At 67.8% G+C, this 26,217-nt stretch carries 15 protein-coding genes and 2 pseudogenes; 11 read left to right on the top strand and 6 right to left on the bottom strand.

Annotated elements, in window-relative coordinates; translation table 11 throughout:
• The first annotated feature begins 255 nt into the window (after positions 1-255).
• The 3 genes from ACZ5SK_RS13900 to ACZ5SK_RS13890 all read left to right on the top strand — a co-directional run bounded on the left by ACZ5SK_RS13900 (position 256) and on the right by ACZ5SK_RS13890 (position 7,719).
• Entirely contained in the window at positions 256-6,423 is a 6,168-nt protein-coding gene (locus ACZ5SK_RS13900; protein WP_361710244.1) for a DNRLRE domain-containing protein, read from the top strand.
• On the top strand, positions 6,420-6,941 hold the full coding sequence (locus ACZ5SK_RS13895) for a hypothetical protein (protein ID WP_334578171.1): 522 nt from the start codon (positions 6,420-6,422) through the stop codon (positions 6,939-6,941). The genes ACZ5SK_RS13900 and ACZ5SK_RS13895 overlap by 4 nt, the downstream gene beginning before the upstream one ends.
• A 328-nt stretch (positions 6,942-7,269) precedes the next feature.
• Positions 7,270-7,719: a DUF6093 family protein gene (locus ACZ5SK_RS13890; RefSeq protein WP_334578170.1), complete on the top strand. Its 450-nt coding sequence runs from the start codon at positions 7,270-7,272 to the stop codon at positions 7,717-7,719.
• 191 nt (positions 7,720-7,910) lie between these two features.
• Here ACZ5SK_RS13890 and ACZ5SK_RS13885 read toward each other — a convergent pair whose 3' ends face one another.
• Positions 7,911-9,722, bottom strand: a complete 1,812-nt coding sequence (locus tag ACZ5SK_RS13885) for a hypothetical protein (RefSeq protein WP_361710247.1) — start codon at positions 9,720-9,722, stop codon at positions 7,911-7,913.
• A gap of 547 nt (positions 9,723-10,269) precedes the next feature.
• On the opposite strand from ACZ5SK_RS13885, the gene ACZ5SK_RS13880 reads away from it, so the two are divergent.
• The 8 genes from ACZ5SK_RS13880 (at position 10,270) to ACZ5SK_RS13845 (ending at position 18,379) form a co-directional block, all read left to right on the top strand.
• Positions 10,270-10,665 (top strand): hypothetical protein, encoded by a 396-nt coding sequence (locus ACZ5SK_RS13880; RefSeq protein ID WP_468576024.1) that lies wholly within the window; start codon positions 10,270-10,272, stop codon positions 10,663-10,665.
• The gene (locus tag ACZ5SK_RS13875) at positions 10,649-11,089 is read left to right on the top strand and encodes an HK97 gp10 family phage protein (RefSeq protein ID WP_468576022.1); all 441 of its coding nucleotides are present in this window, start codon (positions 10,649-10,651) and stop codon (positions 11,087-11,089) included. Before ACZ5SK_RS13880 ends, ACZ5SK_RS13875 begins: the two co-directional genes overlap by 17 nt.
• Positions 11,090-11,330: 241 nt before the next feature.
• The gene (locus ACZ5SK_RS13870) at positions 11,331-11,774 is read left to right on the top strand and encodes a hypothetical protein (RefSeq protein WP_361710254.1); all 444 of its coding nucleotides are present in this window, start codon (positions 11,331-11,333) and stop codon (positions 11,772-11,774) included.
• A 144-nt stretch (positions 11,775-11,918) separates the two neighbouring features.
• Complete coding sequence (locus tag ACZ5SK_RS13865; RefSeq protein ID WP_334578164.1) at positions 11,919-12,407, top strand: phage tail tube protein; 489 nt, start codon at positions 11,919-11,921, stop codon at positions 12,405-12,407.
• A 17-nt stretch (positions 12,408-12,424) separates the two neighbouring features.
• A complete protein-coding gene (locus ACZ5SK_RS13860; RefSeq protein ID WP_334578163.1) occupies positions 12,425-13,036 on the top strand; it encodes a hypothetical protein in 612 nt (203 codons plus the stop codon).
• A gap of 51 nt (positions 13,037-13,087) precedes the next feature.
• A complete protein-coding gene (locus ACZ5SK_RS13855; RefSeq protein WP_334578162.1) occupies positions 13,088-13,369 on the top strand; it encodes a hypothetical protein in 282 nt (93 codons plus the stop codon).
• On the top strand, positions 13,370-18,115 hold the full coding sequence (locus tag ACZ5SK_RS13850) for a phage tail tape measure protein (RefSeq protein ID WP_457495157.1): 4,746 nt from the start codon (positions 13,370-13,372) through the stop codon (positions 18,113-18,115). It abuts the gene before it with no gap.
• Between the two features lie 6 nt (positions 18,116-18,121).
• A complete protein-coding gene (locus ACZ5SK_RS13845) occupies positions 18,122-18,379 on the top strand; it encodes a DNA-binding protein (protein ID WP_327316901.1) in 258 nt (85 codons plus the stop codon).
• 282 nt (positions 18,380-18,661) lie between these two features.
• On the opposite strand, the pseudogene ACZ5SK_RS13840 reads toward ACZ5SK_RS13845, so the two are convergent.
• The 5 genes and pseudogenes from ACZ5SK_RS13840 to ACZ5SK_RS13820 all read right to left on the bottom strand — a co-directional run.
• Positions 18,662-19,292, bottom strand: a pseudogene (locus ACZ5SK_RS13840) (tyrosine-type recombinase/integrase); the annotation flags it as partial.
• 66 nt (positions 19,293-19,358) lie between these two features.
• Complete coding sequence (locus ACZ5SK_RS13835) at positions 19,359-19,778, bottom strand: PIN domain nuclease (RefSeq protein WP_334578160.1); 420 nt, start codon at positions 19,776-19,778, stop codon at positions 19,359-19,361.
• Complete coding sequence (locus ACZ5SK_RS13830; protein WP_327316903.1) at positions 19,778-20,032, bottom strand: type II toxin-antitoxin system VapB family antitoxin; 255 nt, start codon at positions 20,030-20,032, stop codon at positions 19,778-19,780. The genes ACZ5SK_RS13835 and ACZ5SK_RS13830 overlap by 1 nt, the downstream gene beginning before the upstream one ends.
• 931 nt (positions 20,033-20,963) lie before the next feature.
• Positions 20,964-21,392 (bottom strand): annotated as a pseudogene (locus tag ACZ5SK_RS13825) (DedA family protein); the annotation flags it as partial.
• 309 nt (positions 21,393-21,701) lie between these two features.
• Positions 21,702-26,117 carry a ricin-type beta-trefoil lectin domain protein gene (locus ACZ5SK_RS13820; protein WP_334578159.1) on the bottom strand — a complete coding sequence of 1,472 codons (4,416 nt, stop codon included), beginning with the start codon at positions 26,115-26,117 and terminating at the stop codon, positions 21,702-21,704.
• Between the last annotated feature and the right edge of the window lie 100 nt (positions 26,118-26,217).

Below are 26,217 nucleotides of genomic sequence, written 5' to 3'. Positions count from 1 at the left end.
GCTTCAAATCGAGGCGGGGGAATGCTTTTCTATTATTTGACTTTCCTTTTTCCTTTACGTGACTGATGTGCCATGCGTTCCCGAAGGAGCCACTGCTGATTGTGAAGATCAGTTCGTTTCTGTTGGCCCCGCATGGGGTGTAAAGGGAGGGAACTGATCATGCGTCACAAACCTGTGGCCCATGGCAGATCACGGACAAGCCGGATACGCCAAGCCCGTCGACTGCGGCAGATAGCCGTCAGCGTGGTGCTGGCCATGGCCGTGGAGACTGCCCTGGTGGCCGAGGACAGCGGCCTGGCCTTCGCTGTGAGCACTGCTGGCACAACGGATTCGGCGTCGTCCGACGTCGCCGAGGCGTCGGGTCCTGCGCAGGCGCAGGACGAGGCGTCGGCCGTGCTGATGGCCCGTCTGCAGGACCGGAAGATCGAGGTGCTGTCGGCTCGGACCGCAGAGGCGACGACGTACGCGCTGCCCAACGGGGCACTGCAGACGGACGCCTTTGCCGGTCCGGTGCGGGTGAAGCAGGACGGTGTGTGGAAGGACATCGACACGTCGCTGTCCGACACCGGTGCCGCCCTGACGCCTGCTGCGGCGGCCGCGGACGTCGCGGTGTCCGACGGTGGAGACACCAATCTGGCGTCGGTGGCCAAGGGCACGGAGTCCTTCGGGCTTGGCTGGCAGAACAGTCTGCCCGCCCCGTCAGTGAACGGCGACACGGCCTCTTACAACCTGGGCGGGGGGCAGACGCTGACCGTGACCGCCCTCGCGCAGGGCTTCTCGGAGAACATCAAGCTCGCCCAGCAGCCGGGCAGCGGCTCGGTGACCTACCGCATCCCGCTGAACCTGGACGGACTGAAGCTGTCCCAGGCCGACTCCGGGCACCTGCTTCTGAAGAACAGCGGCGGAGACCTGGTGGCCGAGGCCCCAGCGCCGATGATGTGGGACGCGAGCAAGGATCCCGCCTCCGGCGAGTCGGCTCATCAGGAGCAGGTGGCGACGAAGGTCGAGACCGCGCCCGACGGCTCGCAGACCCTGGTGCTTACGCCCGATGCAGACTTTCTGGCCACCGCGGCCTATCCGGTGACTGTGGACCCGACCACCACCCTTGCGGTGACCACGGACACCTGGGTGCAGGGTCCGGACTACCCCGACTCACAGGTCTCGTCGCAGGAGCTGAAGTCGGGCACGTACGACTCCGGCAGCGATGTGGCGCACTCGTATCTGAAGTTCGACGTGTCGAAGTTCGCCGGTAAGCACATCACCGCGGCCACGATGTCGCTGTACAACTACTACTCGGCGACCTGCTCCACCTCCGGGGCGGCCACCCAGGCCCGCCGGATCACTTCCAACTGGTCGTCCTCGTCGATCACGTGGAGCGCGCAGCCGTCGACGACCACGACCGGCATGGCCACCAACACTGGTCACTGGGGCTACGACTCGACCTGCCCCGCCAACTGGTCCAACTGGAACCTGCAGTCCATCGTCCAGGCGTGGGCGGACGGCTCCGCCAACTACGGCCTACAGATTCGCGCCGCGACCGAGAGCGACTCGACCACCTGGCGGCGTTTCCGCTCGGCGAACTACACGACCGCCGGCTACGCGCCGAAGCTCGTGGTGACCTACAACTCCTACGCCACCGCCTCCTCGGTCGCGATCTCGCCGTCGCAGGTCAACGCCTACAACGGCAAGCGGTACGTCACCTCGCTGACGCCGAGCCTGTCGGCGAAGATGACGGACGCCGACGGCGGCAACGCCCAGGCACAGTACGAGATCACCGCGGACCCGGCCTACGCCGACACCACCTACTCGTACACCGCCTACGGCAAGACGGTGGCCTCCGGCTCCACCTCCACTCTGACGGTCCCGTCGGCATCCGCCTTCCCTGCCGACAAGCACCTGCGTTACCGCCTGCGGACCTACGACGGCACCGACTACGGTGCCTGGTCGGGCTACACGACGTTCGTGATGAACACCGGCCTGCCCGCCGCGCCGACGATCTCCTGCACCCCCTACACGGCCGACACCTGGACGGCGAAGTCCGGCACCGGCGCGACCTGCACCCTGGACACGTCCTCGTCCGACGGCATGGGCTACCACTGGGGACTGGACGACGCCTCGGTGCCGGGCCGGGTGTATGACACCGTCGACGGCAGCGGCGGCGACCCGTTGACCATCACGATCACGCCGGGCGAGGACTGGCACAAGGTGTATGCCAAGACCGTCGACTCCGGAGGAAACCTTTCTTCGGCTGCCACCGCGTACGCGTTCGGCGTCGGTGACGGCGCGGGTCTGCTCACTCCGGCCGAGGGCGACACCGCCGCCCGCCGGGTCAGCCTGACCTCCACCGGCAAGACCACCTACACCGGCTTCACCTACCAGTACCGGCGCGGCGAGACCGACACCTGGACCAGTGTCCCGACCGCCGACGTCACCAAATCCGCCGACGGCTCCGCGATCTCGGCCTGGCCGGTCGCGGTGTCCAGCGGCTCGCCCGCGGCCCTGACATGGAGCGTCACCAACTCACTGTCGCAGGACGGCCCGCTCGACATCCGGGCGGCCTTCACCGACGGTGCCACCACCGCCTACAGCCAGCCCCACACGATCACCCTAGACCGCAACGCCGGCACCGCGCCCAGCGAGAACGTCGGCCCCGGCTCGGTGAACGCGCTGACCGGCGACTTCACGCTCTCCGGCGCCGACGCCTCCGGTTTCGGCCTGTCGGTGTCGCGTACGGCGTCCTCGCGCCGCCCGGCAGCGGGTTCGGACGCCGAGGGCCAGGCAGCGATCTTCGGGCCGCAGTGGACGTCGGGCACCACGGCGGAGATCACTGATTCTGACTGGACGTACGTCCGCAGGACCTCGGCCACCTCGGTCGCACTGGTGGACGTGGACGGTGACGAGACCGGGTTCACCGCCACCTCCTCGGGCGGCTGGAAGCCGGCGCCGGGCTCGGAGGACCTGACCCTGACCGGGTCGCTGACGGGCTCGTTCACGCTGAAGGACGACGAAGGCACGACCAGCACGTTCACCAAGGTGGACCCGACCGCCACGACCTGGCAGGTGGCCAGCACCTACCTGCCGACCGACAACTCCACCACGAAGGTGGTCTCGGAGAAGGTCACCTCCGGCAGCAGCACCCTGGCCCGCCCGAAGTACGTCATCGCCCCCACCTCGGCGGTTTCGGCATCGACCTGCGAGACGACGCCGTCGACGGCCGGATGCCGGCTGCTCGAGTTCGTTTACGCGACCTCCACCACCGCCACCAGCTCGGCCCTCGGCGACTACACCGGGCAGGTCAGGCAGATCAAGGAGTGGGCGACCGACCCGGGCGCCTCGGCGGCCACGGCGACCGTCGTCGCGCAGTACTCCTACGACGACTCCGGCCGCCTGCGCGAGCAGTGGGATCCCCGGATCAGCCCCGCCCTGAAGACCGCCTACACCTACGACAGCGCGGGCCGCGTCGCCACCCTGACCCCGCCCGGCGAACTGCCCTGGACCTTCACCTACGGCGAGGCGGGCAACGCCTCCACCGCCGGTGCGGGCATGCTGCTGTCGGCATCCCGGCCGAACCTGACCGCAGGCAGCCAGAACATCACCGACGGCACCACGGCCACCACCAGCGTCGTCTACGACGTGGCGCTGTCCGGCACCAGGGCGCCGAACGCCATGGGCGCCTCGAACGTCACGGCCTGGGGCCAAAGCGACGTGCCGACCGACGCCACCGCCGTCTTCCCCGCCGATTCAGTGCCGGCGTCGCACACAGGCGGCGACCTGAACGCCTCCGACTACACACGGGCCGCGATCACCTACACCGACGCCTCCGGACGCGAGGTCAACGCCGCCACCCCAGGCGGCCACATCACCACCACCGAGTATGACCACTTCGGCAACACGGTCCGCGAACTGACGGCTGGAAACCGCGAGACAGCCCTCGCCACCAGCGGCGAGGGTCTGGCACACCAGGTCGCGTTGAGCATCGACCAGTTGACGCCCGCAGACCGGGCCGACCAGCTGTCGACCCGCTCGGTGTACTCGTCCGACGGTCTGCGTCAGACCGACGAGTTCGGTCCGCTGCACCAGGTGACCCTGTCCTCGACGCTCCAGGCGGGCGCCGGCGGCACCGATCTGCCGGCCGGCACCCAGATCCCGGCGCGTCAGCACACCGCCACCACCTACGACGAGGGCCGCCCGACCGACGGCACGGCCACCGTCGCCAACCAGACAACCACCACCAAAGTGGGCGCGTACGTGACCGGCTACCCGTCGGACGCGGACGTGCGCACCACGAAGACGGAGTACGACTGGGCCAAGGGCCTGCCCACGGCTACCATCGCCGACCCGTCCGGCCTGGCGCTGAAGACGACGACGTCGTACGACTCCCAGGGCCGAGTCACCAAGACCGCCCTGCCGAAGTCGTCCGGCGCGGACGCGGGCGCCACGGTCACGACGTACTACGCGGCGGCCGGCACAGGCGCCTGCAACGGGCGTCCGGAGTGGGCTGACCTGGTGTGCTCGACCGGTCCAGCCGCTGCGATCACCAACGGTGGCTCCAACCCGACCGAACTGCCCACCAAGACGATCGAGTACGACCGCTGGGGCAACACCGCCAAGGTCACCGAAGCGGCGAACTCGACGACTCGTACGACCACGAACACCTACGACGCGGCCGGGCGCCCGACGGCGACTTCGGTCAGCGGCGGCGTGGGCACGGCAGTGCCGGATACCACCACCACGTACGACGCGGGCAGTGGCGACGTGGCCACCGTGACCTCCAACGGGCAGACCATCACCCACACCTACGACCGGCTCGGACGGGAGATCTCCTACAACGACGGTGCGGGCAACACCGCGGCCACGACCTACGACGCCCTCGGCCGCGTGGTCAAGGCCACCGACTCCGCCCCGTCAACCACCACCTACGCTTACGACACCACCAAGGACCCGCGCGGTGTGGAGACCTCCCGCACCGACTCGGCCGCTGGCACCTTCGCCGCGAGCTACGACGCGGACGGCGACCTGTTCACCCAGTCCCTGCCCGGCGGCTACACCCTGGCCGTCGCACAGGACGAGACCGGCGCCACAACATCCCGGATCTACACCAAAGACAGCGACGGTACCGTCGTCGCCTCCGACACCACGGACGAGAGCGTCCACGGCCAGGTTGTGAACGACGCGGACACCGCAGGGCAAACCCGCTCCCGCGCATACAGCTACGACGCGGCCGGACGCCTGGCCCGGGCGGACGGCGTCGACCCGGACGGGTCCTGCACCCGCCGCGACTACGCCTTCGACAACAACACAAACCGCACCGCCCTCGCCGTCGCCACCAGCGACGTGGGAGCGGCCTGCACCTCGACCGGGGCGACGACGACGTCGTACGCATACGACAGCGCCGACCGGCTGGTGACCTCCGGCACCGTCTACGACGCTTTCGGCCGCACCACCACCCAAGCCTCCGGCGCCACCATTGGCTACTACGTCAACGACCTCGTCCACCAGCAGACCTCCGACGCCAGCCGGCAGACCTGGAGCCTGGACGCGGCTGGCCGCCTCGCCTCCTGGACCACCGAAACCCAGAGCAGCGGCACGTGGAGTCAGACCGGGTCCAAGACCAACCACTACGGCGCCGACGGTGACAGCCCCGACTGGATCCAGGAGGCCGTCGGCACCCTCACCCGAAGCGTCCAGAGCATCGGCGGGGATCTTGGCGCGGTCACCAGCTCCACCGGCGACATCGTCCTGCAGCTGACCAACATCCACGGAGACGTGACGGTCCAACTGCCGTTGGACACCACCCAGGCCCCGGTCGCGCTCGCCTACGACGAGTACGGCAACCCGGAAGGCGACGCCACCGCCGCCCGTTACGGCTGGCTCGGCGGCAAGCAGCGCTCCAGCGAGACGGCCACAGGCGCCACGCTCATGGGCGTCCGCCTCTACGACCCGACCACTGGACGTTTCCTGTCGATTGACCCAGTCTATCGGGGAGGAGACAACCATTACGGCTACCCCGGCGACCCCATCAGCCAGTTCGACCTTGACGGCAAGCGGTGGAGCTGGAAGTTCTGGCGGTACAAGAAGGTGAGAAGCTACGGAGCCCGGGCACTGGGATACGGCCTCGCAGGTGTGAGTCGCTTCATGGGCTACAAGTGCAGCTACCGCTACGGCATGAGAACATGCGTTGGGGGATGGGGTCTACACGCGCGTGGTGGTACAACACTCGGAACCACCTACTTCACGTCGAATAATTCCCAATACCTCTCAAGGGACCGGATTGCTCACGAGAAGAGACACAGGTCCCAATGGCTGCGCTACGGCCTTGGTTTCGGCATCCGCTACTTGCGAGCAGGCAGTAATCCCTGCCGCAACCGGTGGGAGCGGTTGGCCGACTGGGGGCAGGGAGGATACACGCAGTGCTACCGGTGATCCGTTTCACGTGGCAGCGGGGTGCCTTGTCAGGCCTCCTGACCGTGATCACACTATTGGGAGCATCCGGCTGCGGAATGTTTCCATCGGATCCGGCCGACCCGCCAGTGTTTGGGGCCCGGGTCGACGGCGACACTATCGTCGTCAAGATGCCCATGTGCCCCACGGATGAAATCAGACGCGTTGAAGTCTACGACTTTGACGATGTCAAGCACGAGAATCCCCGAATCGTGTGGTCCGCCTCAGGGCCGACCTCGGAATCGACCCGGAAGGGCCTGGTCACGCTGTGGTCGGGAGAGGGATTCGTAGAGCACTCAAGGAAACCCAGCAATTCCTCCATTCCCCCAAACATCGGAGTGAGCTACACGGATCCGACGGGCGACGGGCGCGACGACGTCTTCGCTCTGCGCACGATCGAGAGCGCGAAACTGGAACCAGGAAAGTATTGGACGCGCGACGGTCCCATGACCGCCAAGCAAATCGACGCGCAGCTCCACTGCGGCGACGGCAACTCATGAGCTGAGCAGCTGCTACCCGGAGTCTCAACACCCTTGAGCCGCTCCAACTGATGGGGTGCCGCACCTTTGTGCGGCACCCCAACTGTTTCTCACCCACGGTCCCCAGTGAGCCGGGAGAAATCGTCCGAGTGGCGGCTCCAGGCGCGGACCACCCCTCCCAGGTCAATGTTCTGTCTGGTCAGCGGACGGGGACCCGAAGACCTTGAAACCCTTTCGGCCAGCCCCCGGTCCGCGCAGGGCCGTGCGTCGCCGACGTCGAACGCTCAGGCGCCGTTAACGGGCTCATAAGGAAACGGCCCCAGTAGCCGTTGAGGCTACGCTCGAACGCATGAGCAGTCCCATCTCGCTGGCCGCCCTGGAGCCGGTTCTCAAGCGGATCCTGGTGGACACCGTTCAGATGTTCCGGCCCGGCCCGCAGGTCTTGAACGAGGACACGGGCGTGTACGAGCCAGGCCCGGACGTCATCGTGTGGGAGGGCCTGGGCGCCGTGTTCGCCGTCGGCGGGCCCGGCATGGTGATGTCCCTGGCCGGACAGGCGTACCAGGACGACACTCGCAACCGGTACCAGCTGCTGACATGGCTGGACGCCCCGGTGGCGTCCAGGGACGACCGCGTGCGGGTCACGGTCGCCTCGGTGGATCAAGGACTGCTGAACAGGGTGTGGCGGGTCCTGGACCTGTCCCAGGCTCAAACCCTCGCGATCGTGCGCACCACGTGGATGGACGAGGTCACTCAGTCCACGCATGCCGCGCAGTCCGGGCCGACCCCGCCGTTCTAGAGATCGAAGCGAGCGCACTTGGAGTCCCGCACCACCTATAAGGCGAGGCCCCCCACGATTGGTGGGTGGCCTCGCACTGTCGGAGCTCCCCGTCGGATTCGAACCGACGACCTCAGCTTGACTGGATCGGCCCCGGTTCGGTGCAGTTCATCTGCGACTTCCCCAGGAACTGCTGTGGTCCGCCGTAGTCGCTACTGGTTGTGGTGTGTGTGGCCGTGATGCTTGTGGGGCCGCTCGTGGCAATGCTTGTTGCGATTGACGACGGTGGCATCGGCGGCGGTGTGAGTCGTGGGGGCACCACCTCCCGTGACGGTGGCGTAATTGATGACGTGGTGATTGGCGCGGCAGGAGGCCTCGACCTTGAGGGTGATGCGTGGGTACGTGGCTCCGGCGGCCAGGATGTCGCTGCGGGTGCAGGTGAGGGTGGCCCGAGTGCAGGTCCACCCGGTGCCGCTGATGCTCCGAGCGGTGAGCCCGGCGGGAAGTGTGTCTCGGACACTGACGGTGGTGCCGTTGGTTGAGCCCGGGCCGGAGTTGCCCACCCTGATGGTGTAGACGCCGGTCCGCCCTTGAGTGAATTCCCTGCCGTGGCTCTTGGCGATGGTCAAGTGGGGCCTGGCGGCAACTGTGCAGTTGGAAAGCCTGAAGGAGGCGATCCTGGTGTGCCAGTTGCCGACCCCAGTGGCCGGCTGGTACTGGTTGGTGTACCAGAAGGTGCAGTCATCCGATGGATCGATGGCCATGGACGTGTAGTCACCCCATCGCGCGGGCCCGCAATTGTTGCCGCAGGGGGTGCCGTTGGTCTGCGATCCGCCACCGGCCTGTGCTGTGGTCTCGCCGAGCGGCAGCGTTCCGAGCGGGTCTCCGGCCAGGCGGCCAGTGAACCGGATCGAGGGGAAGGTGGCATCGGAAGACTGCGAGTACCCGACCGCCATGTCGCCCACGCGGTCCTGGGCCGTGGAGCCCATCCACCGGTGAGTGGCGTCAGGGGCGTACGTCCCCTGCTGATACACCGTCGGATTGCCGCCGACCAACCGAAGCTCGTACCAGCGCACCCCGGTTGAAGCGCCGGCTTGGACAGAGTGGTTGACCACCAGGGACTCATGGTCGCCGAAATTGCGGTAGGCGAGCCGGAACATTGCCCTGTCCCCGAGTGACTCAAGTGTCTGAGCGGTGCCGCCTTGCGGGATGCATTGGTGCCGCACGTAGCCGTTACAAGCGGCGGCGTAGGGAGCCACAGGGAGTGTCGAGGGGCCGGTGAACGTGGAGTTACTGGGCGTAGTCCAGTCGACGCGAAACTTCCAGTACGCCAAGGTGCTGTTCGTGTCGAGCCCGACCAGTGTCTCCGGCTCTCCGGCGGGAGGTGGGGTGGAGCCGTCCAGGTCGGCTCCGAGGAGTCCACCGTGGGCGGCGTCCGTGTCGAAGCACTGCTGAGTAGCCGCTGCTCCGGTCAGCATCCGCGCCCGGTCCCAGGCGCATACCTTCGCACCGAGGAAGGGACCCGTCGCGTTGGTGAACGTGTTGTAGGTGACGTAGTACGCGTCAGGCCACACCGAGAGCTTCGGGTAATCGTTGAAGTTCTGGTAGGCGAAGTCGTACCGATTGAAGGTGCCGGTCGCGTCAGAGCTCGTCGAGACAGCCACACATTCGTAGTACGGGCCTGTTGGTGAGTCGGCATTGGCGAACTGAGTAATGACCCAGCGCCCTGCCAGGGAGTCCCAGCGCACGACCGCGTCCCCGTTGTTGGTCGTCTCGCAGGGTCCGCCGAATCCGGCCCACAGCGTGTTGGTGTTCGTGGGCCCCATGATGGTGGCGCCGGTCTTGGAGTACACGGCGTACGCGAAGTTGACCGTCTCGACGATCTGGGTGGTGCCGACCGAGGCGTTTGGATCCGGTGGCTCGGTCGGCACGTTGTAGTTGTTCGATCCGATTCCGTCGAAGCTGACGTTGACGGGGACCGCGGCGCGCCTCTTGACGCTCTTTTGGATGACCGGGTCTTTCACGGTCCCCGAGGGAGCCGGTACAGGTCGCACCGGGTGCGGGCTCGGCTTGCTCGCCGGGGCTGCGTGGAGGGTGCGTACTGGCGGCGAAGTGTCGTGATGCACCGCAGGGCCAGAGTCGCTGTCAGATCTCTTCTGGGTTCCGTGAACACTGGGGCGCACCACACTTTCCGCCTGCGCTTCTGAGGCGACGGTGAAGCTGGTGAGGACCAGTGAGGCAGCCAGCAGACATCCCAGTTTTGGAATGCGCATGATGTCTCGCAGACATTGAGTTCAGGGTTTCAGGACAGGAGATGTATAAACCAGACATAAAACTTGCATTGCGCGAGACGTGTCATAATTCACGCACAATCACCTACATGGGCGCGAACTCCTGATGGTTCGTTCGACCCGCTGTGACCCACCGACACCAAGTCGCCTGTAAACGGTGATCACGCGGTGGCCGTATCGGTACCGTTCACAGCCGGGCTCGATGCAAGATCGCGAAGTCAGACTTGAACCGGCCGACGGCCTCAACACGCTGTCCTTGGCGGTCCGTAGGCTGATCTGCATGGATGACGAGCTGCACAAGGTGCGGATCACCGCCGAACAGGCCAGCGCCGCGTTGGCCCTCGACGGGCGCGACATCACAGACCAGGTGACCGGCTATCAACTCAGCCAGCGGCCGGGGATGCCGCCGGTGCTGGTCCTGCAACTGTCCCCGCTGGTCAAGAACGACTTCGAGGGCCTGGCGCACGTCGTCGTCGGCGACCCGCCGGACCCCGGCCCCGCCGCAGCGGCGTTCCTCAGCGCAATCGACGCGGGCGAACTGCAACGGCAGGTGCTGAACCGGCACGACCTGATGAACGGCGGCCCCAATGAGCTGACACGGGCCATGCTGCAGCTCCTGCAGGAGTGGGCGCGGGGCGAGTGGACGAGAGAGGTAGCCGATGACGTCTCCCAGTAACCCGCATCCCAACGCCCACTCCAGAGCGGGTGCTTACACGAACGCGGCCGAGGTGGCGGCCCTGTTGGAAGAGCGGGCCGCGCAGGTGCTGCCGCAGGCCCTGGCGCTGGTGCGGCACTACGCGATGCTCCTGGAAACCCAGGTCAAAGCGAACGCGAGCGGACGGCCCGGCCCGAACGCGATCACAGGTGACTACCGCCGCTCGTGGACGCACGAGGTACGCGTGGCCGGCGGCGCTGTGTCCGGGACGGTCGGAACGAACAAGCCGCAGGGGCGCCGCCTGGAGTACGGATACATCGGTCCCGACAGCCTGGGTCGTATCTTCGACCAGCCGCCCTATCCGCATCTGGGGCCTGCGGTGCACACGGTCGAGCCGCAGTTCGTGGAGGCTCTCGGTCGCATCGTTGACGGTGGCACGTCGTGAGCCTGGCGGAGGACCTGCACCAGGCCGTCGCCGGCGTGATGAGCGCGCACGGCTTGGGCGTGGTGTCCCGGCTCGTGTTCGCGGTGGAGCTCGTCGAGGAGGGCACCGGCGAGCTTGGCCTACTGCGGGGATCAACCCCGCCACCATGCCGGTGTGGGACGAGCTTGGCCTGCACCAGTACGCGGTCACGGACATCAAGGCGGTCATCACCGCTGCCAGGGTGGCGGGGGAGGAGGAGTAGATGAGTGTGTCGGGCCGCCAGGTGGCACTGGGAGTACAGGCGATGCTGACCTCGGTGACGGGCCGCTCCTGTGGGTACGGGACCGCGCCCACGGTCGATGACAAGCCGACCGGCAACGTAATCCCGTACAGCGTGCTGTACGAGCTGGGCCAGGTCTCCGGCTTCGGGCCGCCGTTCGGCGACGCGGACGCGGACGCCCGCGTGTACGTGCAGATCTCCTCGGTGGGTACGACGGCCGAGCAGGTGTCGCTGCACGCCGACAAGGTGCGGGCCGCTTTCCTGGCACGCGTGTCAGGTGCCGGCCGGTTCGCCAACCCGATCAACGTCACGGGCGCGAGGGTTATAGACCGTGCCCTGGACCAGGAAGACGGCACAACTGTCACGTCCGGGACCTACACTTACGTGCAGCGTTTCGCCCTGACGGTCTCATCACCGGCTGGCTGACGAACGCCCCTTACCGCGGAGGCCCATCACGCGGACGTCCGGCCATACGGCACGGGCTGACCCCTGGCTCGCTCATGCGACCTGTTGGGGACGGGCCTCCGCCACTCGCGCCGGGGGTCGGGCTCCCCGGAGAGTGAGATACCCGTGAACACGCAGCAGCGGTTCATGCGCCGCGGCGTCACGAAGTTCTTCTTCCTCAAGACAATCGCCGGCATGGACAACGTGCCAGTCCGTACAGAGCTGACGGGGGCGAACGCTACCGAGCTGTCGGGGGCGATCTCCGACATCGCCGGTTGGTCGTTGGCCAACAGCCCCATCGACACCCCCGACATGGGCTCGACGCTCACCACGAACATCCCGGGCGAGGACAAGGCCGACTCCTCCAGCCTCACCTTCTACGAGGACCAGGTCACCGACACCATCGAGACGCTGCTGAAGAAGAGCGTCACCGGGTTCATCGTCATCATGCGCAAGGGCGACATCGAGGCCAGCAGGTCGATGGACGTCTTCCCGGTCCGCGTGGCCAGCCGCGCCCCCTCATACAGCGCCGGTAACGACCCGGCGAAGTTCATGGTGACCTTCGCGATCTCGGGCCAACCGACGCTCGACGCCGCTGTCCCGGCTGCCAGCTGACCTGAAGGGGATGTCGCATGACCACTCGAAGCAAGCCGAAGCCGTCGGCCGCCGCTGTCGCCAAGGACGCGCACTGGGCTGCGAAGATGGAGCGGCTGCGGGCCCGCAAACTGCCCGAGTCCGGTCTGTCGATCTGTGACGACGACGACGCGAAGACGGCCGTCACCGACAAGGCGCTTCAGCTGGCCAAGGCCCGCGCCGCGGCCGTCGCCGAATGCGCCGAGCAGGGCATCCGCGAGGACCAGCGGGACGCCTGGGTGGCATCCAACCCTGAGGTGGTGGCCGCTGACGCGGCCCTCACCCACGCACAGGACGCCCTGGCCGCGGTGACCTTGACCCTCGCCTTCAGGGCGCTGCCGCGGCCGGTGTGGGAGCAGCTGCTGCGTGAGCATGCGCCGACCGAGGCGCAGGCCGACAAGGGCATGGAATACAACGTCGAGACGTTCCCGGCCGCCGTGATCTCCGCATGCCACGTCGAACGAGACGAGGACGGCACCGAGGTGGACGGGATGAGCGTCGCCGACGCGCAGGAGCTGCTGGACTCCTGGCCTGATGCGGAAGCCAAGGCCCTGTTCACGGCGGCGCTGGTCGTCAACCAGACCCTTCGTGCGGACCTGGGAAAAGGCTGATCTCCGATCCAGTGTTTCCGGGCCGAGATGGAGGTGTGCCACACCTATGGAATGTCACACAGCCAGTTCATGGGCGCCGGGGACGGCCGGTGGACGGCGCTGGATCGGGCGAAGGCTCTGGCGTGGCTGGCGTACACGCGGGCGGTGTGCCCGAGCTGCGGCACCAGGGATGACGAGTGGCGGCCGGAGATGGGCGGGGACCGGTTCGCGTACGTCGTCGACAGCCGCACCTGCCCCGGCTGCGAGCTGATCCAGATGGAGCGGGAGACGGTACCGGACGGTCCGGAGGGGCGCGGGGTCAAGATCGGGCTGAAGCCCAGGCGGGAGCTGTAGGTGAGCAGCGCCTACAACCTGTACGTCGACCTGACGGCGCGGACCGGCGGACTGACCGGCGGGCTGCGCCAGTCGGCGAACCAGCTGCGGCAGTTCGACGGGCAGCTGCAGCAGGTCAACCGGACGCTGATGGAGACGGGTTCGGCGACACAGAGGCTGGCCCGTCTGCAGGCGTCTGCCTCGGCTGACGCGGTCCTTGGTCAGGCCCGGGTGACTGCTGCTGTGGAACGCACCGCAGCGGCGCAGCGGGTGGCCGCGGCGGCGGCCGAACGGTCCGGGCGGGCGCAGGCGCTGTCGGCGAGCCTTGCGGCGCGCGCGGAGACGGAGCGGGCGGCGGCGGTCGCGTCCGGCGAGCGGACGCTGCGCGCCCAGGCGGTTGCGCAGACCATGGCGGCCCGCGCCCAGGCCACGGCGGGGCGGGGCGCAGCTGCGGCGCAGGTCACCGCGAACGCTGCCGCGCAGGCGGCGACCAGGGCCGCGCAGGCGCAGACGCTGCAGGAGGAGCGGGCCGCCGCCGCGCAGGCCGTAGCCGCCCGCGCGGCCGGAGTGTCGATCCGTGCAACGCAGGCCCGGGCGGCGGCCGACACGCAAGCCGCGCAGACGCTGGCCGCCCGCAACGAGGCGGAGGCTGCCGCGTCGGCGCGTGCTGCGGCGAATGCTGCCGCAGTCCGGCAGGCGGAGGTGGCAGCCCTCGCGGAGGCCCGCGCCACATCGCAGGCCCGCATCGACGGCTACATGCGCACCGGTGTGGTGCTCTCGGCGATCCTCGCCGCCGGTGTCGTCGGCGCGGTGTCGCTGGAGCGACACATGGCGAACGTCATGACGATCTCCCAGCAGATCGACGCGTCCACGGTCAGCGGGTTCACCGACGAGATCCTGAACCTGTCGAAGGGAATGACGCAGTCGACGAGCCAGCTCGCCGAGGGCCTGTACCAGGTCGTGTCGACCGGCTTCGACGGTGCGGACGCGATGACGATCCTGTCCGTGGCCGCGAAGGGCGCCAGCGCGGGCCTGACGACGACGGAGATCTCCGCGCGGGCCCTGCTGGGCGTGTTGAAGGCGTACGGCATGCCCGCGTCCAAGGCGTCCGACGTCATGGACGTGATGTTCCAGACGGTGAACAAGGGCGTCATCAGCTTCGAGGAGCTGGCCCTGCACCTGGGCGACATCGTGCCGATGGCCGCTGCCGCCGGTATCAGCTTCGACGACCTGGCCTCCGCGTACGCCGCGGTGACCTTGGCGGGTGTTCCCGCTGCGGAGTCCGCGACCGGCCTGAACATGCTGATGACCCGCATGATGCAGCCGACGCAAGAGCTGAGCGACATGATGCGCAAGCTCGGCTACGAGTCGGCGGCCTCGGCGGTGCAGCAGGACGGTCTGTACGTCGTGGTGAACAAGCTGGCCAGAGCCACGCACGGCTCCGCCGAGGAGATCACCACCCTGTTCCACGACGTGCGGGCCTCCCGCGCGATGCTGGCGCTGGCCGCCAACGACGGCAAGAACTACGCCGACACCTACCAGGGCATCGCCAACGAGGTGGAGCGGGCCGGGGCCGCCCACAAGGCGTTCGAGATGCAGATGAACACCACCGCCGGCCAGTGGGAGATGTTCATCAACCGCAGCAAGGCCCTGGGGATCGACCTGGGGCGGGCGCTGCTGCCGGTGCTGCAAACCGTCGGCAACGCCTTGTCGGTGTTCGCCGGGTCGATCGCGGACGCGCCGGGCCCGCTGAAGTCCTTCGGTGCCGGGCTGCTGGCGATATCCGCCTCCGGGGCACTCACCCTCGCTGTGATCACCCGGATCACGGCGCAGTGGCAGGCGTTCCGGGTCGCTCAGGCGGAAGCCCAGGCGGGCGGCTCCGTCATGCCGGCGGTCCTGAAGGGCGCGGGTCTGGCGGTATCGGGTCTGACGGCGCTGCTGGCGGTGGGCGTGCTCGCCTACTCGGCGTACTCGGCTTCCAAGGAGCAGGCCAAGGCGGCCACGGACGACTTGGTGCAGGCCCTGCGCGCCGAGCGGGAGGAAGGCGACCAGGGTGCGGGCCTGCGCGCCCTGACGGAGTCGCTGACCAACTCCGATGACGCGGCCAAGCTGAAGAAGGTCGGCATCGACATGGCGTCCGCGCTGGACGGCATCACCTCTGGCGGCAAGAAGCTCGCCGACCTCAAGAAGGACATCTGGCGCAACGCCTCCTTCGACACGGTGGACCAGTCCGGGCAGGTCAGTTCAACCCTCACCACAGAGGGACAGTCCGCGATGGACCTCCTCGACAAGCAGCACCACATCTGGTCGTCAGCGGTGAAGAAGGAAGCCGAACTCGCCGCCGCGATGGAGATCGTCAACGCCAAGGTGCAGCAGGCGAAGGTCGGCGCAGCCAAGGCGTGGAACCTGGACCTGCTGGTGCCGACCGGCAAGGACGGCCTGCCGCAGTACACCGACGAGATGAAAGCCATGGCGCAGGCCCTGGGCGCGATCGTCGACCCGGCCAAGGCGTGGCAGACCGCCCAGGACAGGGTGGCCAAGTCCAACAAGAACGCCAAGGCCACCTTGGAGGACTATGTGCGGGAGCTGCGCAGCCAGTTGAAGGCGCAGCGCAGCTTCCAGGGCAACCTCTCCAAGCTGGCCACGGCCGGATACGGGGACCTCACCGATCACTTCTCCAAGCTCGGTGTGTCCTCGGCGCCGATCCTGGACGAGCTGGTGAAGCAGCTCGGCAAGGGCAAGACGAAGGTCGCCGACGAGCTGGAGTCGGTCATCACCGAGTCGGCGGCCCGCGCCCAGCCGGCGTTCCGGGCGGGCCTGGCGCAGTTGCCCGCGATCGCCGCCCGCTACGGCAAGCGGATCGCCAAAGATTTCGCGGATGCCGCCGAGACGAATGACGCCCGCAAGTTCGGCCGCGTCATGCAGGCGATGGCCGTCACCGACATGAGCCGCGCTGTTCGCGCCGGCAGCACGGCCGCCCGCACGCAGATGTCGCGCGGCATGAACCTGCTGGCGCGAGTCGCCGCCGAGAAGGGCTCGGATGCGGCGCTGGCCCTGCAGCGGGCCCTGCTGTCGGGTGATGTGACCACTGCGATGGACCAGATCCGGGCTATCTGGGGGGCGGACCCGCCGATCAGCTCCGAGGACCTGCAGAGCGTCGTTTCCGCGTTCCACACGGCCGGCGGCAAGGCCAAGGGCGAGTGGTCGGCGATGCTGGACCTGATCACGCAGGTGTCCAAGGCGAAGGGCACCGAGGCCGCGTCGTCCCTGACCTCTGCTCTGCTGTCGGGGGACATGGCCGCCGTCGAGGCGCAGTTGGACGCGATCGGCGTGAGCGTGCAGGAGATCCCCGGCACGAAAACGATCAGCGTCAGCGTGAACCCGCCCGCGCCGGTATCGGTACAGGTGATCCCTCGCGTCGGGGGCACCGGACCGTGGGCGAACAAACCGCAGTGGGCCGACGGCGGCATTCTGTCGTTCTACGCCGACGGCGGCCTTCACACCGGCGGCCTCGGCCGCCGTGAGAACCACATCGCCGAGATAGCGCCTGCCGGTTCGTGGCGGGTGTGGGCCGAGCCGGAGACGTACCCGGGCGAGGCGTACATTCCGCTGGCGCCGTCCAAGCGGGCCCGCTCCAAGCAGATCCTCGACGAGGTGGCGCACCGGTTCGGGGCGAGTGTCGAGTACCACGCTGAGGGCGGTCTCTCCGGCTGGACGTACTCGCCGGCGGGCGGCATGGACGGCCTTTTCTCGCTGTCGTCGGTCGCATCGGACTCGATGAACAAGAAGGGCACTGCCCTGGACCTGGGCAAGTTCTCCAAGAACCTGCACAAGTCTGTGGTGGAGGCGCAGCGGTGGCGTAAGGACTTGTCGACGGTGGCGCGCCGGGCCGGCCAGGACGTCGCTGACGCTCTGGAGGCGATGGGCGCCGACGGCATCGCGCTGACCCACAAGATGGCCACCGGCAGCTCGAAGTACATCAAGAGCATGGCGGCGGAGCTGAAGAAGCTCGCCGACGCCTCGAAAGCCTCCCTGGCGGACTACATCAGCCAGCTCGGCGGCGCGGCGAAGCAGACGTCCGAGTTCCAGAAGAACTTGGCCAAGCTGGCCGCCGAGGGCTACGGAGATCTCGCGTCACGGCTCGCCGCTCAAGGCGACCAGGCCGCGCAAGCCCTCGCAGTGCAGGCCGTCAAGAGCAAGAAGAACGCCCAGCAGGCCAACGACGCCTCGAAGAAGGCGTCGGCGGCGCTGTCCGAATGGATCGATGCCACCGCTCTGGCCGCCGGCGAGCACCTCCACGCCTCCACCAAGGCCGTGGTCCGCGTCACCGCGGTCCAGCGCTGGACCCAGCCGGCCACAGTGCACAACCTCACCGTCGCCGACATCCACACGTACTATGTGCTGGCGGGCGAAACTCCGATTCTCGTTCACAACTGCAATAGTGGTGCAAGCGATGCCATGAATTCCGCGCAACTGAAGCGCTTCTACTCGCAAGGCGAGAAGTACGGCAAGGGCGGGATAAAGGTGCTTGAGGGTGGGAGGATTCGCTTCTACGGGAATGTCACGCCAGCCCGTAATCCTGGCGAAATGGTCGGCCGCCGCCTTGTACGTGAATGGGACCCCAAGACGGATTCCACTCGGATCTGGCACGAGACGCTTGACACTGCCGGGAACGTGCGAATCGTACGGCCTGACGTCAATGTCACAGGTGGGAGCAAGGTGCACTACTCGTTCGATTCTGAAGGAAACTTCACAGGAACCTTCTGAGGTGTCATGAGCGAAGATCTTCGAGAGCTGGTCGGCGGCCACTTGGCTCAGCTCGCTGAGGGGGTTATTTCTCCCGACGAAGCGGCCGATTGGGCGCTACGCGTCATGGAGGAGGCGAGTGCCGAAACTGTTGAGCCAAAGATCTGGCGCGCTTTGGATCAACTTGCCGGTGCAGACCTGCTCGAATCTCCCGGCAAATATCTTCATGGACGCGAAGATTTTGCCTGTTGGCGGGCTGAATTTGAGGCCGATTTCAGCCATTGAGGCAAACACGATCGGACGCCGACGGCCCCCCGCGACATCTCGTGGGGGGCCGTCGGCGTTCTGCGAGCTGGGTCTTCCTGCGTGCGGCGCGTGCCATGCTGTTCTCGAGGGCCTTGGTAAGGCTGTTGACGGCTTCCTGCTGCAGGCGAAATTTGACGTATGTGTAGACGCCAGCAGTGACCTGAGGGAATTCGACGTAGTTGTGATGCTCATGTAGTGCTGCTCGATTTGTGAATCAGTTGGGCAAATCTGAGGGATCGTCAGGCTATTCCTGGCGGGCCCTCAGCGCGTCTTGACGGCAGTAGCTGACGGCAACTTCAGCGGACGAGTGCGGCACCGTAGGCCGTTCGCCGCCGTCGGAACCGACCGCCTCGGTGGTTTTCGGCTGCCGAGTGCGATTTCGATGGTGTCTCGCTGGAGGCGGAGTCGGACGTGGGCGGAGACGGTGGCGGTCACGCCGATGGGAGCGTGGTCGAGGAGTTTCTTGATCACGACGCGTTCGATGCCCTGTTTCAGGAGCGGCGAGGCAGTTGATTGGCGGAGGTCGCGGAAACGGATGCGGCGGAGACGAGCTTTGCAGAGGAGCAGGACGAAGCTCCGGTTGAGGTTGGTCGGGTCGATCGGTCCGCCCCGTGGAGTGGTGAATATTGCCCGATGACCTGCTGCGTGGCGCCTGAGGGCTCACGCTCGTGCTGCTGCTCGTGGTGGTGCTTCAGCGACCAAAGGCAGCGGGTGGGTGAGGGCTATGCGGCGCTCGGAAACCCGGGTCTTGGCGGATGGCGGCGATGTCCCTTCCAGGCTCAGGTCTTCCCGGCGCAGGGCCGAGGAGTTCGCCTTTGCGGAGTCCGGTGTGCAAGGCGAGTTCGAGCAGGGCCTGCAGCCGGTGACTTTGTGCGGTGGTGAGTTGCGATCGGCGGCAGGAAGCAGGTGGCGAGGTTTAGTTCGGCGAGGCTCGCCCCGACGGCCCAGCCCGGCATGCTCATCGGTCGGCGCTGCCGGGCGGGACGACCCATTCGGTGGGTTGGCCGGTGAGGGAGGCGATCATGTCGAAGTCTCCGTCGTAGTGGAGGACGGTTCGCCGGTTCAGTTCTGCGGTGGCGGCGATGAGGAGGTCGGGGAGGGACAGGGCGCGGTGGATGCCCGCGTTGAGTGCGTGGCGCTGGATCTCCAGCGCGCGGGTGAAGGTGTTGTCGTCGGTGCGGAGGTAGTCGAAGGCGTGGAGCCAGGTGCTGATCCGTGTTGCTTCCGAGCTGTCCCGGGCTGAGTGGATCATCTCGTACTCGGTGGGCTGGCATACGGCGAGGAGGTAGCGCTCGTGCAGAGGCTTGAGCACCTCCTTGACGCTCGGCTTCGTCCAGCGGGCGAGGGCGGACTTGTCGATCAGGTAGCGGTCCTGCATCAGGCGGCCCGGCCTCCGTCGCGGTCGCCGTTGTGCTTGAGAGAGCCGTCCGCGCTGCGGGGGCCGGTGTTCTCGACGATCTCACTGAAGTCGAGTTCGCCGGCGTCCATGGCGTCGAAGCCCTCCTGCCGCAGGTGCCGCTTGACGGCGTCTTCCATGGCGAGGCGGACGGCTTTGGCTTTCGTTTTGGTTCCGAAGATGCGCATGGCCTCGGTGACCATGTCTTCATCGAGGTCGATCACGGTTCTGGCCATGTGGTGGTCCCTTCGTAGATGCTCCCGTCAGTGAAACGATACCATTTATTGACTATGGAAGATATCGTTTTGGTCGGAGGGGTCTCGCCGTGGATGGAGGCTGCGGCGGTAGTGGTGAACCACCGCGTGGTCGCTCCTTGTGGGAAATGGGCAGTCGTCCTCAGCCGGGTTCCGCCCCTGTCAGGGATTTCGTCAGGAGCGATAGGGCGGCGAGAAGCGGCCAGCCAAGAACCCCCACTGGTGGACAGCCGGTGGACAGACGCCTTTGGACAGCACATCACGGGGTGGCAGGGGTCAACCTGCTGCGCATGCTCTGATCAGCCCAAACGTCACTGGGCAGCACGACCGGGCACCACGCAACACGAACGCTCACGGTCTCGTAATGCGTAGGTCTCGGGTTCGAATCCCGAAGGCGGCTCAGAGAAACCCCAGGACTCACTCGCCGTGACCTGGGGTTTCTTGTTTCTGTTGACCTTGGAATCCGGGCCAATCGGGCATGTGTGGTCTGTGTATCGTAATGCGTAGGTCAGAGGTGTGGTTTCTGTGTTGGCGTAGGCGATCTAAGTCTCTGACCTGGCCTTTTGCTTGTTCGGGGCGAGTGGGGTGGGCTCGTGCGAAGGGCCCCGGTGGACAACCGGTGGACAGACGTGCTTGACACTCCATCAGGGGTCTGTCGCTGTCCATGGGACAACGGATGAAATGGACCGATCTCCGACGGGGCGATCGGCGGCGTCGGGACTGTCCGGTCCTGACAGGTCTCACTCCGTCTTGGATCCTTGTCACCCAACGTGGATGCCAGCTGCGGCTCGGACATGGCACTCGGTCTCTCACCACACCAGTCACCTGTGCGGGGAGGCACGCCAGCGACCGGCGGCCTGGCGGGAACGGGTCGCTGAAGGTCTGTCTCATGCTGAATGCACCGGGGAAACGAAAGGCTCCACACCAGTCCGCCGGTCACCTGCCAGAGGGTGAACGTCCGCACCGGCACCCCCAGGGCGCCCGCCATCGGGTTCAGGACCGTGCGCACCACCGGAACGAAGCGGGCCAGCACGATCGCCTTCGCGTAGCCGTAGCGCTCCAGCAGTTCCTCCGCACGTTCCGCGCCCTCGTGCAGGCGGGCCGAGCGGCTGCGGGCGAGCAGGGCGCCGCCCGCTCTTCGGCCCAGGAGATATCCGCACTGTGCGCCGGCCAGCGCCCCGATCGCCGCGGCGACCAGGAGCGGGGCGAGTGACAGCTTCAGGCCGCGGTCGGCGGCGCCGGTGCACAGCAGCCCTGCGGTGAACAACAACGAGTCGCCCGGGAGGAAGAAACCGATCAGCAGCCCGGTCTCGGCGAACAGCACCACACCCACGCCCAGCAGGCCGAACGCGGACCGTTGCCGTCGCGCAGGCCTAATCGCAGGTGTTCGACGCGGAAGAGGGCCTGCTCCAAGAGCCCGGCGACGTGGTTGTCGTAGAGGGCGTAGACGATGGAGCGGCCCCGGCCGACCGGGTCATCGTCCGCCTCGGCGAGTGCTTGCAGCCAGCCCCGCACCCTCGGAGCAGCACCACCGCTCACTTCGTTACAGCGGCTCCATTCCGCCCCTGGCTACGTTCGGGAGGGCGGGCCGGATTCCGGCCCGCCTCCGGCGTTCGCGTGCGTTTCCGCAGCCTCGGGGCCCTCCTTGGAGTCAGCCGAGCTGTGTCAGCTTTGAGTTGCCTCCTGGTGCCGCCGCGTCTGCGGGGGGCAGAGCCGTGGGGTAGAGGCGGACGTCGCTGAGCGCGGCGTTGGCGTACTCGCCGTAGGCGTCCGAGGAGAGGCGGCGGCCCAGTTGGACGGGGCCGGTGGCGTTCCAGGCGGAGTCGAACGGCTTGGTGGCGGTGAGGGCGCCGTTGACGTACAGGAGCAGGCGGTCGGTGTCCGGGTCGTAGACGCCGACCAGGCGGGTCCATTTGCCCGCGACGGCCTTCGTACCGTAGGCGGCGGTCCAGGTGCCGGTGGCCGTGTCTGCGGTACGCCGGCCGAAGGCCCAGACACCGCCGCCGGAGGAGTAGTAGAGCTGGAAGCCGTTGGCCGTGTTCACGGACGGGTCGTCGGACTGGGAGACGAGGGTGGAGTTGCCTCCGTCGAGGGAGTTGAGCTTCACCCATGCCGAGACGGTGAAGCCGTGGGAGGTGTCCACGCCCGGGCCCGTCGTGTCGGCGTAGCCCGTGGTGCCGGTGAGGTTCAGGGCCGGGCCGCGCGTCACGTCGGTTTTCCAGGAGGCCGCGCCGTGGAGTGTCGCCGGGAGGCCGCCGACGGAGTCGGAGGCGGTCGTGCCGCTGCTGTCCGTGAGGGGCCAGCGGTGGGTTGCCGTGTCGGTGACCGTGCCCAGGGAGACGGGGGACGAGAAGGTGGCCGTGGTGCCGGTGGGTGCGGCGCCCGGGTACTCCGTCAGCTGGCCGGCCGTGTCGGTGGCGTACAGGTCGGGTTTGCCGTCCGGGCCGCCGGAGGCGCTGTTGACATCGCCGGGGGAGGCGACGGTGGGGTACTGCTTGAGGGGCAGGACGACGCCCAGGCCCGTGGCCGGGTGGGTGTTCCAGCCCGGCGTCGTGCCGCCGGTCCAGTTCTGCGCGGCCGTGCCGTTACAGGTGTGCAGTTGGACCTGGGTGCCGTTGGCGGTGCTCTGCTGGGGGTCGTCCAGGCACTTCCCGGACTGTGGGTTGACCAGGCTGCCCGAGGCGCCGGTGGTCCACTTCTGGGAGCCGGTGCCGGTGCACTTGTAGAGCTGGAGCAGGGTGCCGTCGGCAGTGCCGCCGTCGGTGACGTCGAGGCACTTGCCGAGGACGCGCAGAGAGCCGTCGTTGTGCAGGACCCACTGCTGGGACGGCGAGTTGTTGCAGGTGTAGACCTGAATCCTGGTGTGGTCGGCGGTGTGGGCGCTCGCGTCGTCCAGGCAGATCGTGCCGCCGGAGGACGTCTTCACGCCCGCGACGAGCGCCGTGCGGACGGGGGCGTGCAGCAGTTGGGGCAGCAGGGCGGAGCCGGCGACGTCGATCGGGAAGGTGTAGACGGTGCCCGAGGAGTCGTCGCGAGCCCACAGGGTGGGCGTGCCGCCGGTGAGCTTGCCGTTGCCGTCCTCGTCGACGGAGAAGGCGCCACCGACCCGGCCGGGCGCGATCAGGGTCAGGCCCGACCAGTCGCCGTCGCCGAGCAGGAGCGGGTGGCCGAGGTGGTTGATGCCGTAGGACTGGTAGAGCCACAGCTTCTTGTTCTCGACCGTGATCACTGCGGGGTGGTCGGCGTTGCCGTACACGTCTCCGTCGACGACCAGTTGGGAGAGGCTCCAGGGCTTGGCCGGGTCGTAGCCCGCCTCGGCGCAGCGGTCGGCGGGGACGGTGTCGGTGGCCTCGCAGGCGTCCTTGGTCACCACGTCGTAGCGGCGGCCGACGAAACCCGGGAAGGTGGAGTACGGCGTGCGAGGGAAGGAGCCGTCGTCCTTGGGGTCGAGGTCGTTCTTCACGACGTACAGCGCTTGCGTCTTCTTGTTGTACGCGAGCAGGTCGTCGTGGGTGTCGCCGTGCAGGTTGCCGCGATGGGCGATCAGGTAGTCGTTCCAGGTGCCCGTGGGCGCGCCTGCGGCGGTCGAGACGATCACCGGGCTGGTGACCGCGGGCGGGGTGCCGGTGACCGGGCCGTCCTGCGCCGGGACGGGTGACTGGGCGGGGTCGCTGTCGCCGGGGATGAGTTCGAGGTCGCCGGTGCTGGTGGTGGCGAGCAGGTCGGGGCTGCCGTCGCCCGTGACGTCCCCGGGCGCGATCTTGGTTTTCGGGTCCCAGGGTGCGGTGAAGGTGTAGCCGACCGGGTTCTGGGAGAGGTTCCCGGCCCGGTCGACCGCCGCGACGTACAGCGTGTGCACGCCCCAGTTGATGACAGGGGCGCTGACGGTGCCGGAGGCGATGCTGCCGCTCGTCGAGGTCACCTTGGCGGTGTGGCCGGTGGCGGCGGTGGGCTGGCCGTCGAGCTGCCACAGGAAGTGGTCGACGCCGCTGGCCTTGCACCCGGCCGGGTCGCAGGTGTCGGCCGGGGCATTGTCGGCGGCGGAGACCGCGAAGGCGGCCTTGACATCGGCACCCGCGTAGGTGTCGCCGGCGCCGCTGCCCACCGGCGGGAAGTGCGGGTTGTCGGCGATCGTCGGCGTCTGCGGCGGGGTGAAGTCGGTGTCGAACCAGCAGTGGTCGCTGACCTCGGACTTCAGCTTGATGGAAGAGTTGTCCTGGGCGTAGACGTCCCAGCCGTACTCGTGGCCGTCCTTGAGGGTGAAGCCGATCGGTGCGTCGGCGTCCTGGCCGGAGGCCACCATGCCGCTGTCCGGAGTGCCCTTGTCCACGGCGTTGCCGTCGGCGTCGAGGTCGGTGCGGTCCCAGACGTGGTAGTGCGCCTCGGCGTGCTCGCCGGAGATGTGCGTGGTGACGGTGGAGTGCAGCTGGATGTTGCTGCCCGCGTCGCTGTACGTCGTGGCACCGATCCAGCCGGTCGCGGCGGCGCCGGTGACGCAGTCGCCGTCCGCGCCCAGCGGCTTGGGCGTGGTGCGCGGCTTGGTGGGGATGTCCGGCGGGATGTCGAAGACGGTGGTGAGGGTGAGGACCTGCGACATGCGCAGGTAGTCGTCGTTGGAGCCGGTCTTCGACTCGTTGCCGAAGAGGCCGATCGTCCAGGTGCCCTTGTTGCCGTCGGCGATCTTCTGGATCTGCTTGTCCACGCGGAAGGACGCCGTGCTGTTGGAGCAGCTGCTGTTGCCGTTGGCCCCGCTGGGGACGGTGGTCTTCACCGCTGGGTATCCGTTGTCGTCGAGGGTGTCGGGCTGGTGCTCCCAGTCGGTGTTCGCGTTGATGCCGCCCGTGGTGTGCAGGGTGATCGGCTGGTCGTGCGAGCAGTCGAAGCTGGCCGCGAAGGTGGTGCTGACCTTCACCTCGGCCTTGATCACCACCATCGACGGGTCGAGGCCACTGGTGTTGACCGCGTAGTACGACCGCTCGAGCCCGACCCCGCAGGGGCCGCCCCAGCGCTGGTAGCCGACGCCCTCACCGTTGGTCTGGGGCTTGTTGTACTGCGGGGCGTCGGAGCAGGAGGAGCTGGAGTACACCTCGTCGAAGGCGCCGGACTTGCTGGTGACCGGGTTCTCGAACGGGTCGATGTACACGGGGTAGTGCGTGGCAGGGTCGTCGAGCAGCGACGTGTCGGGGGCCAGGGTGATGGCGTCGGCGGCGGTGGTCATGGGGACCTGGCCGATCTGGGCGCCGGTGCCGGGGCCGGCGGCGGAGGAGGCGTCCGAGGGGGCCGCGGGGGTGTCGGCGGCGGCCCGCACGAAGGACGCGGGACTTACGGCCGCCGTCGCATCCGACGCGGTCGACGTGCCGGAGTCCCACATCAGAGGGCGTGGACTGGTGTACGACATCGTGCCGTCCATGGCTGTGGCGGTCATGCCGCCCGCAGGGGTTGCCGCCAGGTCGAGGCCGTCCGTGTCCGTCGCCACCGTGAGCGTGCGCACGCGCGGATCGGCGGCGGCCTGTGCGTCGTGAACGATCAGTACGTCGCTGAAGCCGCCCTGGTCCGTCACCGAGACCGACAGGTCGACGCCGGGCAGCACGGAGGCGTACAGCGCCGTGTCGCTGCTGACCCGGGGGGTGGGCAGGGCGAAGGGCATGGTCAGACTCATGCTGTGCCCGGCCGGATCGGTGAGCGTGGCCAGCGGCCCACCGCCTCCACCGGAGAGGCGTACGCCGCTGGGCGTGGCCTTGGGGGAGTAGGTGCCATCGGCACCGGCGACGAGAGTGGCGTCCACCGGCACCCAGTCGCCATCCCTCTGTACCCGCACCGGCAGGATGGTCGACGTCGTGATGAAGGTGCCGTCCGGCTGGGCGGTCACGGTGTCGGTCTCGCTGGTGAGCGCGTCGACCGGTACGGCTGTGCCGTCGGCGACCGCCTTCGCCTGGGCGACGAGCAGCGGATCGGTGGGGCCTGACGGGTCGTCGGCGGTGACCGCGCCGGCCGGGACGGTGAGCGCGCCGAGCAGCACACCGGCCACGGGAAGCAGCGCCAGTCTGCGGACGGATGACGACAGCACGGAATAACCCCTTCGCACAGCGGACAGAGCAGATGCGAGATCTGCGACCATCCGCGCCCGAAGCGGCCCGCGGCCGGACGATGGTCAGGACGTCGGCGGC

The organism is Streptomyces sp. NPDC031474 (genome assembly GCF_055581185.1).
The sequence above is the reverse complement of the archived record's forward strand: the minus strand, read 5'-3'. Positions and strand labels throughout refer to the sequence as shown.

Bases quoted from the DNA above. Each gene is read 5' to 3' on its own strand.
- ACZ5SK_RS13890 (WP_334578170.1), top strand. From the start codon at position 7,270: ATGAGCAGTCCCATCTCGCTGGCCGCCCTGGAGCCGGTTCTCAAGCGG.
- ACZ5SK_RS13835 (WP_334578160.1), bottom strand. From the start codon at position 19,778: ATGCAGGACCGCTACCTGATCGACAAGTCCGCCCTCGCCCGCTGGACG.
- ACZ5SK_RS13845 (WP_327316901.1), top strand. From the start codon at position 18,122: ATGAGCGAAGATCTTCGAGAGCTGGTCGGCGGCCACTTGGCTCAGCTC.
- ACZ5SK_RS13860 (WP_334578163.1), top strand. From the start codon at position 12,425: ATGACCACTCGAAGCAAGCCGAAGCCGTCGGCCGCCGCTGTCGCCAAG.
- ACZ5SK_RS13855 (WP_334578162.1), top strand. From the start codon at position 13,088: ATGTCACACAGCCAGTTCATGGGCGCCGGGGACGGCCGGTGGACGGCG.
- ACZ5SK_RS13830 (WP_327316903.1), bottom strand. From the start codon at position 20,032: ATGGCCAGAACCGTGATCGACCTCGATGAAGACATGGTCACCGAGGCC.
- ACZ5SK_RS13900 (WP_361710244.1), top strand. From the start codon at position 256: ATGGCCGTGGAGACTGCCCTGGTGGCCGAGGACAGCGGCCTGGCCTTC.
- ACZ5SK_RS13880 (WP_468576024.1), top strand. From the start codon at position 10,270: ATGGATGACGAGCTGCACAAGGTGCGGATCACCGCCGAACAGGCCAGC.
- ACZ5SK_RS13870 (WP_361710254.1), top strand. From the start codon at position 11,331: ATGAGTGTGTCGGGCCGCCAGGTGGCACTGGGAGTACAGGCGATGCTG.
- ACZ5SK_RS13875 (WP_468576022.1), top strand. From the start codon at position 10,649: ATGACGTCTCCCAGTAACCCGCATCCCAACGCCCACTCCAGAGCGGGT.